Consider the following 14,472-nt stretch of genomic DNA (forward strand, 5'->3'; position numbering starts at 1 on the left):
TGTGGTGTGCTGGGCGCCGGCCGCCCCGCGATTCGGGCGCGGGGCGGCCGTATAGGAGCGGGCTACGCGGGGGGCTGGGCGACGGTCGGCCAGGTCTGGTCCGGCTCGTCGTCGACGAACTCGCCCTCGATCGGACCCTCGTCGTCCAAGCCGTCCGTACCGTCAGCGGGGATGTCCGCGTGCGGCTGCGGCAGCGTCGGCGCGAACCCGGACGGGAGTTCCTTCGCGACCTCGGCTTGGGCGCGGAGCTGCTCGCGCATGTACTCGGCGCTGGTCGGCACCCACTTGGCGAGGCGGCGGGCGGCCGTCTTCAGCCACATCGCTTCCTCATTGGTGTTCCACGGCGAGTAGTCGGCGCCCTTGCCGGACGCGCTGTCTGACTTGGCCTTGGCATCCATGACTTGCTGCCGGTTGAGGATGACCACCTTCGAGGTGGCGCCGTCCTTCATGACCGCGTAGGCGTACACGCCGACCAGGTCGCCGCGGTCGCCGCCGAACCAGTCGACGTCGTGGACCGGGCGCTCGTCGCGGCCGATGACGTACCGGAAGGTGTCGTTCGCGCGGACCGTCTCCACCACGACCGACGACACGGCGCCAGCCCGGTAGATGAGTTCGACGATGCCTTGGTAGCCGACGATCCCTTGGATGATGAACTTGTAGCCGTGGGCCTTGGACTTCCGCGGGGTCAGGTAGAACTGCTCGGTGCCGGGCTCCAGGCCGAGGCGGGCGGCGGTCTTCAGCTCCCGCAGGAAGACGCCGACGTCGGTCTTCGCGGCCTGCTCCAGCATCGGGTTGCCGCGGATGGCGCCGACAGCGAGGCGAATCCACTGGTCGGCGTTGACGTGGGAGGGGACGAGGGCGGCGTATTCCTCACGGTACTGCTCGACCATGGCGCCGGGCCCGGTGTCGCGGACGGCGACGGCGTTGGAGACGGTGTTCTCGGTCATCGGTTCTCTCCGAGGTGGACGCGGGCGATGTCGTGGGCGTGTTCGATGAGGCCCTCGTTCGGGCCGGTCGCGCGGATGCCGCCTGCTCGGGCGACGAGGCGGCCGCACGTTTCGAGGAAGTAGGCGACGGTGGCGACGAGTTCGGGAGAGAGCGGTACTTCGCGCTTCGCTTTCGCGCAGCCATCGGCTCGTCTCGTCAGGTCGGCGGCGGCGATGAGGAGCTGTTCTGCCTCGGTCATCGGGCGTTCTCCTCGTCGAGGACGGTGCGGTAGGTGGCTCGGACGAACCGGGTGCCGAGGACGCGGTTGACGGTTTCGCTGATGGCCTTGCGGAGCTCCTCGATGAGCTCCTCACGGGCGGCGTCGGTCAGCTTGTCGCCGGTGGCGACGTGGACCGCGGCGTCGAACTCGCCGGTGACCGCCTGGAACGCGAAGGACGGGCCGACCAGCAGGTCGGCGGCGTCGATCGCGGACTCCCACTCGCGGGTCGTCATAGGGCGTAGGGGATGCTCGGTCATCGGGCGTTCCTCAGTGGGTGTAGTCGGCGTCGGGCGCGGGGTTCTCGTCGCGGTGGTCTCCGCCGAACCGGAGAGCAACGACCTCGTCGTGCGTTGAGCCGTCGTCGTAGCGGTGGTTGAAGAGGGCGGCGAACTGGTCGCGGTAGGTGTCGCCTTCGTCGGAGGCGCCCCAGCCCTCCTTGCTGCCGTCGGGCAGGAAGGCGTAGGACACGTAGCCGTTGAGCGGCGCGGGGATCGGCCCGACGACGAGCGGTCGCAGGCTCTCGGGCAGCGACGCGCGGAAGGCGTCGATGTCTGGCAGGCCGCCTGGGCGGATGTCGGAGGTGGTGACGACGATGGCGTCGTGGACGATGCGTCCCATCAGCGGTTCCTTCGGGTGCGTGCAGGCATGAGGGAGTAGGTGGCGCCGTCGCGGACGGTGCGGGTGGCGATCCGCTGGCGCTCGCAGACGGCGCGCTGGCCGGTGCCGATGGCGTCCAGCAGCAGGCCCTTGCAGGTGGTCAGCTCGTCCTCCGCCGACCAGGCCGCGTCCTGCGCGGCGTGGAAGCGGTCGCGCAGCAGGGTGGGGATCTCGACGTCGACCGGGTCCAGGCCCTCGGGGATCTCACGGATCGCCTGGTAGGTGGCGGAGTGGCCGTCGATGTCTGGGCGGACACCGTGCGCGAGGTCGTCCATGAACTGGGCGCCGGCATTCCGCAGCAGCGTCGCTTCCGCCTCGTCGTAGGTGACGACGTACTCGCGGTAGTCCGAGAGCCCGATCAGCACTGCGACGTAGCAGGTGGTCAGGCGGAGGACGTCGAGGTACCAGAGGCATTGGGCCCGGTACCAGACGGGGATCTGGTCGGTGCCTTCCTCGCCCCAGCCTTCGTCGTCGTAGGCGGTCTTCGCCTCCAGCAGCGCGGCGGGTTCGGCGGTGCCGGGCTTGTACAGCAGCCGGTCCGGGTTGCCGATCTGCCAGGTCCGCCCGGTCACCGCGTAAGTGGCGGAGTCGTGGACGATCCACTCGGGGTGGAGCTCAGTGAACTCGGAGCAGATGGTGGGCTCGTGCTTCTTCCCCCACCGCATCTGCGGGGACTCCTCGACCGGGCCGATCAGTCCCTTCTTCCTGTGCCACAGGGAGAACCGGGACTCGTGAGGGGAGAGCCCGAGGACGGCGGCGATCTCGCTGCCGCCGATCCCCTGCGCGCGGGCGGCGTGCCACTCGGGGCTGCCAGGCTCGAACCAGCCGAGGACGACCGGGCCGGCGGCCGGGGCCTGAGCCCCAGCCCGCGCGGTCGCCGTCATCAGGCGGGACCGCCCTTCGAGGTGGTGGGGAGGCTGGCGACGGCGTCGGCCCGCGTCCCGTCGGCGCTCGGAGCCGGGCCCCAGACTGCGTTGCCGTACGCCTCCTGGTGGCGGGCGGCGATGGCACGGGCCGCGTCACGACCGCAGCGGATCTCACCGCGCTCGATCTGGCCGAGAACGCGTTGCGTGTCGGACGTCATGAGCGGCCGTCCTTCCTGGTGTTGAGCGTGTAGAACCGGCCGTCGGCCGGGCCGTTCGCGGTCAGGTGGCCGCGCCGGGCCAGCTCGGCCAGGTCCCGGCGGGCGGTGCCGCGCTGCGTCGGACCGCCGGTCCGACGGCGCAGCTTCTGCAGGCGCCCGGCGGACCACAGCTGGTCGGGGTGGGCTCGGATGAGGTCGAGGAGTTCGGCGAGCCGGGTCTCGTGGTTGGAAGGCGTGCTCATCGGCGTGCACCTCCCGGGTGCGGGGCGCACGCGATCCCGATCAGGCAGACCGCGGCGGCGGCGAGGACACCCACGGCCTGGGCGGCCGGCCCGGTGAACGGGACCGCGGCGGCCATGGACGCCAGCACGGCGGCCGTGGTGATGACGGCCCAGTGCAGGGCCCAGCGGGCGGTACGGCGCGCGCTCATGCCGCCGCCCCGCCCTGGCGGCGCTGCGCGGGGACCGCCGCCACAGGAGCCGGAGCCGCCGCGTGCAGCCGGTCGGCCAGCTGCCGCAGCGCCTTGCCCCGGACCGGGACCTCGTAGCCGACGGCCGTGGCCAGCTTCTCGACGAGCAACTGCTCCGGCTTCCAGCCGTCGTGCTCGCGGGAGGTGGCCCGGTCCTCGACCATCTCCATGAACTGGTCGAGGAGGTTGGGGTCGTCCGCGATGGTCGTGACGACGTAGGTGAAGTAGTCCTCGAAGTCCAGGAGGAGGCCGTCGGGGATGCGGCGGGTGTAGATGCGCATCGGCTCGGTGATGGCCGGCTTGCGGAGGATGCGGTGCCAGTACAGGCGGATGCGGTTCATCGGGTCACCTCGGCGGTGGGAGTGGAGAGAAGGAGGAGCAGCGCGGCGACCGACACGGCGGCGGCGCGGCGGGCGTCCTGCGCGGCGTGACGGGCGTTCGCCGCCTCGACGAGCACGCGGTCACCCACGGCCTGCCAGTCCTTGATGAGCAGGTAGTCCGCGTCGGCCCACAGCAGGACCGGCAGGGACACGGCGGCGCTCGCGCTGACACCGAGCGACAGGAACGCGGCCCAGTCCGCGACGGCTGCGGCCATCACGCACCGCCCGTCTGCGGCAGGTCCCGCCCGGTCCGGTAGTCGTGATGCACCGACGCGTAGTGCTCGCCCTCACCGGCCGGCGCGAGCATCCTCGACAGCCGACCCCCCGACGCTTCCGCCTTCGCGGTCAGCGCGTAAGCGATCGGGTCCTCGTCCACCGGCCGGTCCCGGCCGGCGAGCTGCCGCTCCAGACCGGCGATCCGGTCCCGCTGGACGCGCAGTGTCTCGGCCGCCTCGGACAGCGACTCGTTCGTCGAGTGCCGCTCCGCCTCCAGCTCGGCCACACGGTCCAGCAGCCACTCGACCGCCGGCGCCACCCGCTCGTGAATCACGATGTCGGCCGGGACCCGGCGCGGCCCGTCGGCCGGGGCCAGCAGCCCCCGCACCGCGAGAAGGTCCGCCTCGGCGGCGATCAGCCGAACGCGGCGCCGTTCACGCTGCGCCTCCAGCTCCTCGACCTGCTTCCGCAAGCGCACCAACTCGGCGGCTTCGCCCGGCGAGACCAGCATGCCCAGCCCGTACAGCGTGTCGGCGGCCTGCGATCCCATCTCCTCCGCCGACAGCGCCCACGCCGTCCACATGTGGCGTCGGGCCGCAGCCAGCAACTCCTCGCGCTTCATGCCGCAGCCGCCACGGTGCCCTCGGTGGTGAGCGTCCACGCCCGGAACGGAACGCCGTCCAGCACCCCGTCCGCGAACGTGAAGAGGTTGTACGGCCCCGGGTGCGGGCGATTCGCCACAGAGATCTCAGCGGTCTGGGCGAAGCTCTGCACGTTCTCGATCGACTCGTGGAAGTACAACTCCACACCGATCGGCCTGTCGTAGGTCCCCGGCACGTAGTCGAAGCCGTTGGCGGTGATCTGGATACCGCGGGGTGTGACGGGCGAGATGGACGTGAGCTTCTCCGCGACGGACAGCGCGGCCATCAGGCCGGCGGCGCCGGGGCGGAAGGTAACCTGTGTGGTCACGGGGACCTCTCTTCTCTGGTTGATGGGGTCGCCGAGTCGTGGGGTCGCCAGGCCGGTCAAAGCGGGCGGCCCTTCGGCGTTGATGGGGTCAGGCGGCGCGGGCCGCCGACGGCGGCGGGCTGATCGCGCGGTGGCCGGGGCGGGCCATGATCCGCCGCAGCTTCTCCACCACCTCGGCGCTGGGCTCCGGGGCCTCGGCGACGCGCTCGTGGATGTGGGCGATGACGTCGTCACCAAGGAGCGCGCGACGCTCTTCGCGGGTCACGCGGCGGCCTCAGCGGGTGCGTTGTCCTCGTCTTCGACCTGGTCCATCAGGGTGCGAATGTCCTGGTCATATGCCGTGGACAGTCGAAGCGCCGAGTTCAGGTCAGGTTGCGCGGACCCGTCGACGTATCGATAAACGGACGAGATGCTCACGCCCGTGCGCTTGGCGATGGCGTAAGGCGTCTTGTCGCCGTGCTGGGCGGCGATGGCCCGGAGCTTGGCGACGTTGAGTCGGTACACGTGGATGTCCCTCCCTCCGCAGGTAGCGGGGCAGTTTCCCTGTCGAGGGAAACTCAAGCACAGAGTTTCCCTCCCTGACAAGGGAATGTGCGCACGAGGGAAGGGCAAATTTCGAGACGAACGACAGTTCGATAGGGATGTGGCCAGCGTCAATGCAGGTCAGTGGCCGAATGGGCACTTTCCCCAGGGAGGGAATCAGTGACTATTCCCTCTCCAGGGAAGTAGAGTTTGGGGACATGACGGAAGCCACCCCCCAGGGACGCGTGCAGAGGTTCTGCGCGCTGGTCCTCCCCGCGCTCGAAGCAGCCGGCTACACCGGCTACGGGTCGCAACAACGCCTCGTAGCCGACACCGGCATGAACAAGAGCACCGTCTCCCGTCTGCTCAACGGCGAGCAGATTCCCCACGTCAAGTTCTTCCCGGCCCTGGCCAAGGCCGCCAGGCTGGACCCCGTTGAACTGCTCGTTGCGGCAGAGGTCTTGCCGCCTGAGTACCTGGAGTCTCAACAGACACTGTCCGAAAACAATCAGTCACAGGTAGGCTCGGGTTCAATCACTCCGGAGGAAGCGGCGGAGCGACTGGGCATCCATGACGACGTAGGCCGGTTCACGTTCTTCGCCGTGATCGACAAGCTCAAAAGCCCTCAACCAGAGGGCGACGCCGAACACCCCGGAGGTACGGCCGCACAGATCTAACCCGGGGGTGCGCATTGGAGTTCACGGCCACCAGCAAGGCCGCCGCAGCGATGGCCGCGGTGACCCTCATCTCGGGGTTCGCGGCCATCCTCCACAGCACATCCACCGACGACGTGGCAGGCGCCATCGGCGGAGCCTGCCTCGTCATGGTGGCCCTGACCATTATCATCTGTGTCCTGGTCCGGCACTGGATCTGCAACACGAACACCGAGCGCGCGATTCTCGCCGCCGCCCAGCGCGAAGCCCAGGCCGAACGCAGCCGCTACTTCGCCGCCCAGGCCGCCCTGGAGAACGAGATGGGCCGCCTCAACCGGGACATGGCCGCAGAGCGGGCCCGCATAGCCCGCTCTCTTGCTGCCGAGCAAGCCAAAGTTCGAGCCAAATTCGAAGAAGAGCGAGCACAGCTGGCGGCCGAAGCCTTCCGCACAGGCGTCGAAATGGAACGGGCCGGCATGCTCAAGCCCGGGGCTGAGAAGACACAGGGTGTCCTCATACGCTTCCCGCGCCACCCCGAGCACGCCGCGGAGCAGGAACGCTCCCGCGAGCACGGGAATGTCGGTCCCTGAACCCCGGTTCTCCGACGAACGACATCCTGATTCGGTTCGGATCCAGCTTGCGAGAACCTCGGTTGCTCGCCTTGTACAGCCGGACGGTCACGACTTGTCGGATCACCTCTCGCTTCTGCTCAAGCGACAACCCAAGCATTCCAAGCTGTGTGTCGGTGGCCGGGCGGCCGTTCCAGACCGACTCCGGGTCTGAAGCGTCGAGGAGCGAGAGCAGGAGAGGCGACACGCCCGTCATCTTCTGGAGTTTCTTCTGTTCCTGCTCCAGCTTCGGCAGCAGTCGTTGCTCAAGAGAGGCCAGCGACGACGCGGACAACTTGAATCGGCCCGTCTCCTCGACGAACTCCTCGGCCTGCTGCCGGGCCTCAGCCAGCTGCTCCTCGTAGGCGTTGATCCGACGCTGCGCCGCCTCGACCTCCTGCTTGACGTTCCCCTCCTCCGGAACCAATGCTGCGCGCGCCTGCGCCTTGTTGAGAAACCAGGAGATGACCGCTTCTTCGACGTATGCATCGAGTACTTCTTCAGTGATGGTCACGTCACCCTTTGACTCGCACGTCACGGCCGGACGGCGACCGCCTGTCCGCGGCAGGGCACACAGCCACGGCTCGTCGCCGCACTCGCCGCACACCCCCAAGTACGTCAACAGGTGCGAGACCTCCGTTCCCCGCTGTGTTCGGCGGGCGGGGTCCGTGAGTTCTGCAGTCACCCGGTTAAACATCGCTCGGCCCTCAGGGGTGTCAAGCCCCTTGATAGGGGCCCACGCTGCCTTCAGCCAGACCCCTCGGTGTTGCCGCTCTCCGAGGTACGCACGGTTCATCACCATGCGTCGGACGATCATGTCCGTCCACTCCACTCCGTCTGGCCGGTCTGCCTGGCGTTCCGATTTCAGCCAGCGGGTCACGGACCGGATCGAGTGGCCGGCGTCAACACGCTGAATCGACTCGAAGACGAACCTTCCACGCGCATCCTCATGCTGGCCGACGCAGCGTCTACGCCCGCTCACCACCTTGTAGTCGCGCGTGTATCCGTACTGGGACTTGCCGTGCGGCATGCCGGCTTCCGCCTGGGTTGCCGCCGTACGCAGGTTCTGTGCGCGAATACCTTCGGCTTCGTCCTCGGCGTCGACAGCGTGCAGGGCGGTGGCCTTGAGGTCGTCACGCTTGCTGAGGTCGTAGACCTGGCCGTTGTAGCAGAGCAGGGCGTTGGCCTTGAGGCAGGCGTTCCGCAGTCGGACGTATGCCTCCAAGTCACGGTAGTAGCGCGCGGCGTTGTAGGCGACGACGATGCGTCGTACGCCTGGCTCCACGCCGCCGTTGACGATGGCGTCGAGGAGGGCCTCGAAGTCGTCGCGGGTCTTTTTGCCGTGCCGGCTGGCGGATACGTCGGTGTCGTTGAACTCTCGGACGATTCGCCAGTTGCACTTGTCGCACAGGGTGCGGCCGACGGCGAGTTGGGCCTCTACGGAGTCACCACTCTTGATCCAGTCGTCTGAGTTGCGGCCGTAGAGGAACGCTTCGAAGCGCACGCCGGGGATGACCAAGTGGAGGTACTCGGGCGCGTAGGGCATGGGGGCATCCTAGCCCTAAGGGGTATGCCTAAAGGACTTTGTGGGGCCAGAACATCACCCAGAACACGGCCGTGCAGAAGGCCCAGTACGACTTCTGGCACAACGCCCACGGCCTGCAGGACGCCTTCCTGGCCACCGCCCAGGCCACCATGGCCCATCTGCGCCGGAACCTGAGCGCGGAGGAGTTCGCGGGGATCGCCGGCTTCGACCCGTACAACGAGCCGTACGCCGGCGGCTACGACTCCGGGCAGACCTCCCGCACCTGGGAACGCGACCTGCTCTGGCCGTTCTACGCGCGGTTCCGGGCGCGCATGGACGCCGCCGGCTGGCAGGACAAGCCCGCCTTCGTCGAGCCGAACCTCTTCTGGAACGCCAACATCTCCACCCAGAAGCAGGAGGGCGGCCTGCTCGACGCGGGCGCGCTCGGCCCGGGCTACGTCCTCAACACCCACTTCTACGACCAGAAGGCCATCTCCGGCATCCTGATGTGGGGCAAGGCGGCCGACGGCCAGTACGCCGCCGACTTCGCCGCCGTCCGCGACCGGGCCGCGGCCGCCGGCACCGCCGCCGTGGTCAGCGAGTTCGGCCACCCCCTGTCCGGCACGGTCTCCGACAAGGCGCCGACCGTGCTGAAGGCCATGTACCAGGCCCTCGACTCGCGCCTGCCCGGCGCGAGCTGGTGGGCCCGGCCGGCCGCCTCCGGCCCGGTGCTCTCCGGCACCCAGTGGCAGTGGGACCTCTACCACGGCCGGCACCACGAGCCGATGAACGGCAACCCCGGCAAGGTGCTGACCACCGGGGACGCCTGGAACGACGAGGACCTGTCGGCGGTACGGCTCGACGACTCCGGCAACCCCCTCCTGCGCCAGGACGCGCGTCTCCTGGACCGCCTCTACCCGGGCGCCACGGCCGGCACCACCCTCGCCTTCACCTACGAGGACCGCTCCCGCGACGGCTCCACCACCCTCACCTGGAACCCGGTGCCCGGCTCCCTGCCGAACACGGCGGAACTCGTCGGCACGGGCCAGTACGGGCTGCTCGTGTGGCGCTCCGGCGACGGCACCGCACCCACCGAGCTGCATCTGCCGGCGTCCTTCCCGACCGCCGCCACCACGGTCGTCTCCGACCTCGGCACGGTCCACGGCCCGCCCGCGTACACCTCCGCCACCCCGGTCGCCGCGGCCCCGGAGCCGGGCGGCACGGGCAGCCGCCGGCTGCTGCTCACCGACGCGGACTCCGGCGTCCTGCACTACGCCCTGGTCACCAACGGCGCCACCGCCCCCTCGGCGGACCTGCTGGCCGCGGCGAAGGCCGAGCTGGCCGCGTGGGCGTCGGCGCGCTTCTGACGGCGGCGGTGTGGCCTCCGGGGTGAGTGGGGGCATCCCGGAGGCCACGGCCCGGTGGCGCGTCAGCTGCCGCCGGGGCCGGTCCAGCCGGCCTGCACATGGCCGAGCCGGACCCGCTGCGGGTGGTCGCCGACCGGGACCGACACCACCTTCCGGCCGGTGGCGAAGTCGATCGCCGTCACCTGGTCGGCACCGCTCTCGGAGACGATGCAGTCCTTGCCGTCGCCGCTGACCGTCGCCCAGTACGGCTTGGACGCCGTCACCAGCGGCCCTTCCTGGAGCGAGGCGCGGTCGACCACGGTCGCGTAGTCGTCCATGGTGCCCGCGACACACAGCTTGGTGCCCTCGGGGTTCATCGAGATCCCGTGGTGGCGCGAGTCGTTGACCCAGGTGGTGCGGTCCTCGCTGGTCGCCGGGTTCTTCGGCAGCGTCTTCATCTGGGTGATCTTGTCGGCCGCGACGTCGTACTCCAGGAAGCCGTTGAAGAACGACACCTGGAAGTACAGCTTGGACTCGTCGGGGGAGAAGACGGCCGGGCGGACCGCGTCGGAGAAGTCCTTCAGCCCGTACGCGTCCAGCCGCTGCCGCATGTCGACGACCTTGACCTGCTTGTACGTCGTCGCGTCCACGACCGTGATGCGCCGGTCGCCCTTGGTCCAGTCCCAGCCCGGGTCGTCCAGAGCGGTGTTGACGTCACCGATGGACATGTTCCAGATGTACTTGCCGTCCCGGGTGAAGATGTTCTCGTGCGGCTTGTCGCCGGTCGCGAACGACCCCAGCTGCTTGCCGGTGACGATGTCGAGCACGTGGACGGTGTTCGCGGTCGAGGCCGAGACCGCCACCCGGGTCCCGTCCGGCGAGACCGCCATGTGGTCGGCCCGGTAACCGGCCACCGGGAAACGCCAGTTGACCTTTCCGGTGGCCAGGTCTATGGAGACGACGTCCGCGAAACTCGGCCGGGACACCACCACCGAGCGGCCGTCCGGCGTCGAGTACATGTCGTCTGCGAACTGGTCGTGGCCCTCGCCGACGCTGTTGCGGATCGCCTGGAAGTAGATCCACTTGATCGGATCCGCGTTGATCTCGGCCATCCGCGCGTCCTTGTCGGGGACGACGTCGACGCGGCCGACCTTCGCGAAGTCGCCGGAGGAGCGGATGACATCGGCGGTGCCGTCCCAGTTGTTGCCGACGAACAGCACCTCGCGCAGGCCGTCGGGGGCCGCGGAGGCTGCGGAGGCGGCGGTCGCGGGGCCGGCGACGGTCAGGGCGAGGGCGGCGGCCACGGAGCACAGGTGCCTGGTTCTGGAGGCAGGCATGACGGCTCTCTTTCCTCGGGGGAATCTGAACACGAGCGCATTCACAGTGAACTTACTGAAAAGTAAGGAAGGGGCGGCCTTCTCGACAAGATGTGTGCACGACAAGATTGGGGTCCGGCGGAGGTGTGACGGAGGGGGACGCGTGGGGGGCAGGCTCAGAGCGCCGACGGGACGGTACGGCGGCCGGTCCGCCGTGGAACGGCAGGCCGAACGGCGCCGCCGCTTCCTCGACGCGGCCCTGCGCCTGTTCGGCGACACGCCCGGCTACCGCGGCACCACGGTCGCCGCGCTCAGCCAGGCGGCGGGCCTGTCCACACGCCAGTTCTACGAGGAGTTCCGCACTCTGGAGGACGTCCTCGCCGCGCTGCACCTGGAGGTCAACGGCTGGGCCGAACAGGCCGTCCTGGCCGCCCTCGCCACCGCGGACGGCCTGCCGCTGGCCGAGCGCGTCACCGTGCTCTTCCGCGCCTACGCCCGCGACGTCACCTGCGACCCGCGCCGCATCCGCATCGCGTTCGTTGAGGTCATCGGGGTCAGTGACCGCCTGGAGGAGCAGCGGCTCGCCCGCCGCGCCCGCTGGGTCGACGTCATCCGCGCCGAGGCGGACGCGGCCGTGGCCCGCGGCGAGGCGGCGCCCCGCGACTACCGCCTCGCGGCGACGGCCTTCATCGGCAGCGTCAACGGCCTGCTGCACGACTGGACCGCCGGCTGGGTCGACGCCACGCTCGACGAGGTGGTGGACGAGCTGGTCCGGCTGCTGCTGGCGATGCTCCGGCCGGAGGGCTGGCGGCCCGGGCCCTCCTGACCGGGCCCGCCCAGGTCATCGGGGGTGCGCCCGGGTTCGGCGCGCGGGATCGGGCCGGACCTGGTCTGCTGGTGCGGAGGACCGTCGTACCCGTACTCGGGAGAGACCCATGAGTACCTATCGAGTCGCGCAGGTGACCGAGCCGAACGGCGCCTTCGAGCTGGTCGAACGCGAGGTGCCGCAGCCGGGACCGGGCCATGTGCGGATCGCCGTCGAGGCGTGCGGGATCTGCCACAGCGACGCCCTCTTCCTCAACGGCCAACTGCCCGGCGTGTCCTTCCCGGAAGTGCCCGGGCACGAGATCGCCGGGCGCGTCGAGGAGCTCGGCCAAGGGGTGCGGGAGTACGGCTGGCAGGTCGGCGACCGGGTGGCCGTGGGCTGGTTCGGCGGCAGCTGCGGCCACTGCACGCCCTGCCGCGAGGGCGACTTCATCGTGTGCCGGAACCTGAAGGTGCCGGGCTGGGCCTACGACGGCGGCTTCGGCGAGAAGGTGATCGCACCCGCCGACGCCCTCGCCCGCATTCCCGAAGGGCTGGCCGCGCACGACGCCGGACCGATGGCCTGCGCGGGCGTGACCACGTTCAACGGGCTGCGGCGCAGCTCCGCCCGGCCCGGGGACCTGGTCGCGGTGCTCGGGCTCGGTGGCCTGGGGCACCTCGGCGTGCAGTACGCCGTCGCCATGGGCTTCGAGACCGTAGGCATCGCCCGGGGCGGCGAGAAGGCCGGCTTCGCCAAGCAGCTGGGCGCCCACCACTACGTCGACAGCACCTCCGGCACCCCCGTCGCCGAGGCCCTGCAGTCCCTCGGCGGCGCCAAGGTGGTGCTGGCCACCGCCGGGAACTCCGAGGCCATCACGGCCACCGTGGACGGCCTGGCCCACCGCGGCGAACTGGTCGCCATCGGCGCGGACAGCGCGCCGCTCGGCATCAGTCCGGCTCAGCTGCTCATGTCCGGCCGCGTGGTGCGCGGGCACCCGTCCGGCACCTCGCAGGACGTGGAGGACACCATGGCGTTCAGCGTCCTGCACGGCATCCGCCCGACGACCGAGCCGGTCCCGCTGGAGCAGGCCGGACAGGCGTACGACAAGATGCTCTCCGGCGCCGCCCGCTTCCGGATGGTGCTCACCATGGCCTGACACCCCGCGGTCCCCGCGACCGTCCCGGTCCTGCGCCCCTGCCGCCGGCCGGCCCGCACCAGCGTCGCGGACAGGGCGTCCACGGTCAGGCGGCGCAGCGGTACGACGGCCGGGGCGGCCAGCCGGGCGGACCGGAAACCCGCGTCGAACCGGACCGGCACCGGCACGGCCGGCACCCGGCGCGCGGCCCCGCCGTGGTGGTGCCGGCGCCCGCGTGGTGAACCACGGCGGCCGTCCGCGGGAACAACACCGCGTGCGGCACCTCGCCGATGGTCGGCATGTCGTCCCCGCCGGCCGCGAGTCCGCCCCGGCCGCGCCGGATCACCCCCGCGCAGCCCGGCCCGACGAACACCGGCGGTGGCCCGGCGGCGACGAAGTCCTCCAGGTGCCGGGGGAGCCGGGTCCGCCGGCCGAAGCAGGGGGCGGTGGCGCCCCGGGAACCCGCCGTCATGGTCGCAACGCGCACGACGGCCAGTCCCGCGCCCCGCCAGTCCCGCGCTAGGCGGCGGCCGACACCACCAGCAGTACCGCCGCCAGCAGCGCGCACCCCAGCACACAGCAGGCCAGCAGGCGTCCGCGCAGCGCCCGGTACCTGGCCTCGTACGCCTGCCTGAGTTCCTCCGCCCGTTCGGCCGTGCGGTGCCACGAGAGGCGGGCCAGCGCCAGGTACTCGGCCTCGAACTGCCGCTCCACGTCCTGCCGCTGACTGTCGGTGAGCCGGCCCAGCCGGGCACCGAGGCGTGCGGCGGCGGTACGGCCCTCCTCCCGTGCGGCGGCCAGCAGCAGGTGCCCCTCGATCTGCCGGACCAGGTCGCTCTCGTCGTGGGCCGTCACGGCGCGGTCAACTCCCGTTCCCGCACCGCCGGGTGGTGCAGGTCGAACGCCGGGGACTCCGAACGGATCCGCGGCAGGGCGACGAAGTTGTGCCGGGGCGGCGGGCAGGAGGTCGCCCACTCCAGGGAGCGGCCGTAGCCCCACGGGTCGTCCACGCCGACCGGCTCGCCGTACCTCGCCGTCCTCCACACGTTGTAGAGGAAGGGCAGCAGGGACGCGCCGAGCAGGAACGAGGACACCGAGGAGACCGTGTTGAGCGTGGCGAACCCCTCGGCCGCCAGGTAGTCCGGGATCCGGCGCTGCATGCCTTCGGCGCCCAGCCAGTGCTGGACCAGGAAGGTGCCGTGGAAGCCGGTGAACAGCGTCCAGAAGGTGATCTTGCCGAGGCGCTCGTCCAGCATCTTGCCGGTCATCTTGGGCCACCAGAAGTGGAAGCCGGCGAACATCGCGAAGACGACCGTACCGAACACCACGTAGTGGAAGTGGGCCACCACGAAGTACGAGTCGGAGACGTGGAAGTCGATCGGCGGGGAGGCGAGCATGACGCCGGTCAGCCCGCCGAAGACGAAGGTGACGAGGAACCCCATGACCCACAGCATCGGCGTCTCGAAGGAGAGACTTCCCCGCCACATGGTGCCGATCCAGTTGAAGAACTTCACGCCGGTCGGGACGGCGATGAGGAACGTCATGAAGGAGAAGAACGGCAGCAGCACACCGCCGGTGAC

Annotated in this window: 22 protein-coding genes and 2 pseudogenes; 5 read left to right on the forward strand and 19 right to left on the reverse strand. The window is 70.3% G+C overall.

Features of this window, described 5'->3' with window-relative positions; all coding sequences use genetic code 11:
- Positions 1–62: 62 nt before the first annotated feature.
- From IG05_RS0121440 to IG05_RS0121505, 14 genes are all read right to left on the reverse strand, one after another.
- The gene (locus IG05_RS0121440) at positions 63–947 is read right to left on the reverse strand and encodes a recombinase RecT (protein WP_030344876.1); all 885 of its coding nucleotides are present in this window, start codon (positions 945–947) and stop codon (positions 63–65) included.
- Positions 944–1,186, reverse strand: a complete 243-nt coding sequence (locus IG05_RS0121445; RefSeq protein ID WP_030344877.1) for a hypothetical protein — start codon at positions 1,184–1,186, stop codon at positions 944–946. Before IG05_RS0121445 ends, IG05_RS0121440 begins: the two co-directional genes overlap by 4 nt.
- Positions 1,183–1,440, reverse strand: a complete 258-nt coding sequence (locus IG05_RS0121450; RefSeq protein ID WP_030344878.1) for a hypothetical protein — start codon at positions 1,438–1,440, stop codon at positions 1,183–1,185. Before IG05_RS0121450 ends, IG05_RS0121445 begins: the two co-directional genes overlap by 4 nt.
- A 34-nt stretch (positions 1,441–1,474) precedes the next feature.
- Entirely contained in the window at positions 1,475–1,825 is a 351-nt protein-coding gene (locus IG05_RS0121455; protein ID WP_051790100.1) for a hypothetical protein, read from the reverse strand.
- Positions 1,825–2,748 carry a YqaJ viral recombinase family protein gene (locus IG05_RS0121460; protein ID WP_030344880.1) on the reverse strand — a complete coding sequence of 308 codons (924 nt, stop codon included), beginning with the start codon at positions 2,746–2,748 and terminating at the stop codon, positions 1,825–1,827. Before IG05_RS0121460 ends, IG05_RS0121455 begins: the two co-directional genes overlap by 1 nt.
- The gene (locus IG05_RS0121465; protein WP_030344881.1) at positions 2,748–2,948 is read right to left on the reverse strand and encodes a hypothetical protein; all 201 of its coding nucleotides are present in this window, start codon (positions 2,946–2,948) and stop codon (positions 2,748–2,750) included. Before IG05_RS0121465 ends, IG05_RS0121460 begins: the two co-directional genes overlap by 1 nt.
- Positions 2,945–3,190: a hypothetical protein gene (locus tag IG05_RS0121470; protein WP_030344882.1), complete on the reverse strand. Its 246-nt coding sequence runs from the start codon at positions 3,188–3,190 to the stop codon at positions 2,945–2,947. Before IG05_RS0121470 ends, IG05_RS0121465 begins: the two co-directional genes overlap by 4 nt.
- Entirely contained in the window at positions 3,187–3,378 is a 192-nt protein-coding gene (locus IG05_RS0121475; RefSeq protein ID WP_030344884.1) for a hypothetical protein, read from the reverse strand. The genes IG05_RS0121470 and IG05_RS0121475 overlap by 4 nt, the downstream gene beginning before the upstream one ends.
- Positions 3,375–3,758, reverse strand: a complete 384-nt coding sequence (locus IG05_RS0121480; RefSeq protein WP_030344886.1) for a hypothetical protein — start codon at positions 3,756–3,758, stop codon at positions 3,375–3,377. Before IG05_RS0121480 ends, IG05_RS0121475 begins: the two co-directional genes overlap by 4 nt.
- Positions 3,755–4,012, reverse strand: a complete 258-nt coding sequence (locus IG05_RS0121485; protein ID WP_030344888.1) for a hypothetical protein — start codon at positions 4,010–4,012, stop codon at positions 3,755–3,757. Before IG05_RS0121485 ends, IG05_RS0121480 begins: the two co-directional genes overlap by 4 nt.
- Positions 4,012–4,635, reverse strand: coding sequence for a hypothetical protein (locus IG05_RS0121490; protein ID WP_158838986.1), 624 nt, complete (start codon positions 4,633–4,635; stop codon positions 4,012–4,014). Before IG05_RS0121490 ends, IG05_RS0121485 begins: the two co-directional genes overlap by 1 nt.
- A complete protein-coding gene (locus IG05_RS0121495; protein WP_030344891.1) occupies positions 4,632–4,982 on the reverse strand; it encodes a hypothetical protein in 351 nt (116 codons plus the stop codon). The genes IG05_RS0121490 and IG05_RS0121495 overlap by 4 nt, the downstream gene beginning before the upstream one ends.
- Positions 4,983–5,070: 88 nt before the next feature.
- On the reverse strand, positions 5,071–5,247 hold the full coding sequence (locus IG05_RS48445) for a hypothetical protein (RefSeq protein WP_199808358.1): 177 nt from the start codon (positions 5,245–5,247) through the stop codon (positions 5,071–5,073).
- Entirely contained in the window at positions 5,244–5,486 is a 243-nt protein-coding gene (locus IG05_RS0121505) for a helix-turn-helix domain-containing protein (RefSeq protein ID WP_030344893.1), read from the reverse strand. The genes IG05_RS48445 and IG05_RS0121505 overlap by 4 nt, the downstream gene beginning before the upstream one ends.
- A 236-nt stretch (positions 5,487–5,722) precedes the next feature.
- On the opposite strand from IG05_RS0121505, the gene IG05_RS0121510 reads away from it, so the two are divergent.
- Entirely contained in the window at positions 5,723–6,181 is a 459-nt protein-coding gene (locus IG05_RS0121510; protein ID WP_158838988.1) for a helix-turn-helix domain-containing protein, read from the forward strand.
- A gap of 14 nt (positions 6,182–6,195) precedes the next feature.
- On the forward strand, positions 6,196–6,747 hold the full coding sequence (locus tag IG05_RS0121515; RefSeq protein WP_030344896.1) for a hypothetical protein: 552 nt from the start codon (positions 6,196–6,198) through the stop codon (positions 6,745–6,747).
- Here IG05_RS0121515 and IG05_RS0121520 read toward each other — a convergent pair.
- Positions 6,671–8,311 carry a recombinase family protein gene (locus IG05_RS0121520; RefSeq protein WP_030344897.1) on the reverse strand — a complete coding sequence of 547 codons (1,641 nt, stop codon included), beginning with the start codon at positions 8,309–8,311 and terminating at the stop codon, positions 6,671–6,673. The genes IG05_RS0121515 and IG05_RS0121520 overlap by 77 nt on opposite strands.
- Positions 8,312–8,352: 41 nt before the next feature.
- Between IG05_RS0121520 and IG05_RS0121525 the strand changes: the two are divergent.
- Positions 8,353–9,657 (forward strand): annotated as a pseudogene (locus tag IG05_RS0121525) (endoglycosylceramidase); the annotation flags it as partial.
- 62 nt (positions 9,658–9,719) lie between these two features.
- Here the strand turns inward: IG05_RS0121525 and IG05_RS0121530 are convergent.
- A complete protein-coding gene (locus IG05_RS0121530; protein WP_030344901.1) occupies positions 9,720–10,973 on the reverse strand; it encodes a YncE family protein in 1,254 nt (417 codons plus the stop codon).
- Between the two features lie 142 nt (positions 10,974–11,115).
- Between IG05_RS0121530 and IG05_RS0121535 the strand changes: the two genes are divergently transcribed.
- Together IG05_RS0121535 and IG05_RS0121540 are read left to right on the forward strand one after the other, a co-directional pair.
- Positions 11,116–11,778: a TetR/AcrR family transcriptional regulator gene (locus IG05_RS0121535; protein WP_030344903.1), complete on the forward strand. Its 663-nt coding sequence runs from the start codon at positions 11,116–11,118 to the stop codon at positions 11,776–11,778.
- Between the two features lie 109 nt (positions 11,779–11,887).
- Positions 11,888–12,913 carry an alcohol dehydrogenase gene (locus tag IG05_RS0121540; protein ID WP_030344905.1) on the forward strand — a complete coding sequence of 342 codons (1,026 nt, stop codon included), beginning with the start codon at positions 11,888–11,890 and terminating at the stop codon, positions 12,911–12,913.
- Between the two features lie 29 nt (positions 12,914–12,942).
- Here the strand turns inward: IG05_RS0121540 and IG05_RS0121545 are convergent.
- The 3 genes and pseudogenes from IG05_RS0121545 to IG05_RS0121555 form a co-directional block, all read right to left on the reverse strand.
- Positions 12,943–13,328: pseudogene (locus IG05_RS0121545) on the reverse strand (glycosyltransferase); the annotation flags it as partial.
- A gap of 83 nt (positions 13,329–13,411) precedes the next feature.
- Positions 13,412–13,747, reverse strand: a complete 336-nt coding sequence (locus IG05_RS0121550) for a hypothetical protein (RefSeq protein ID WP_030344909.1) — start codon at positions 13,745–13,747, stop codon at positions 13,412–13,414.
- Positions 13,744–14,472, reverse strand: a 729-nt coding sequence (locus tag IG05_RS0121555; RefSeq protein ID WP_030344911.1) for a cytochrome c oxidase subunit I, incomplete at its 5' end; no start/stop codon positions are given. The genes IG05_RS0121555 and IG05_RS0121550, both read right to left, overlap by 4 nt.

The sequence above is a fragment of the Streptomyces sp. NRRL S-1022 genome (assembly GCF_000720135.1).
Classification (GTDB): domain Bacteria; phylum Actinomycetota; class Actinomycetes; order Streptomycetales; family Streptomycetaceae; genus Streptomyces.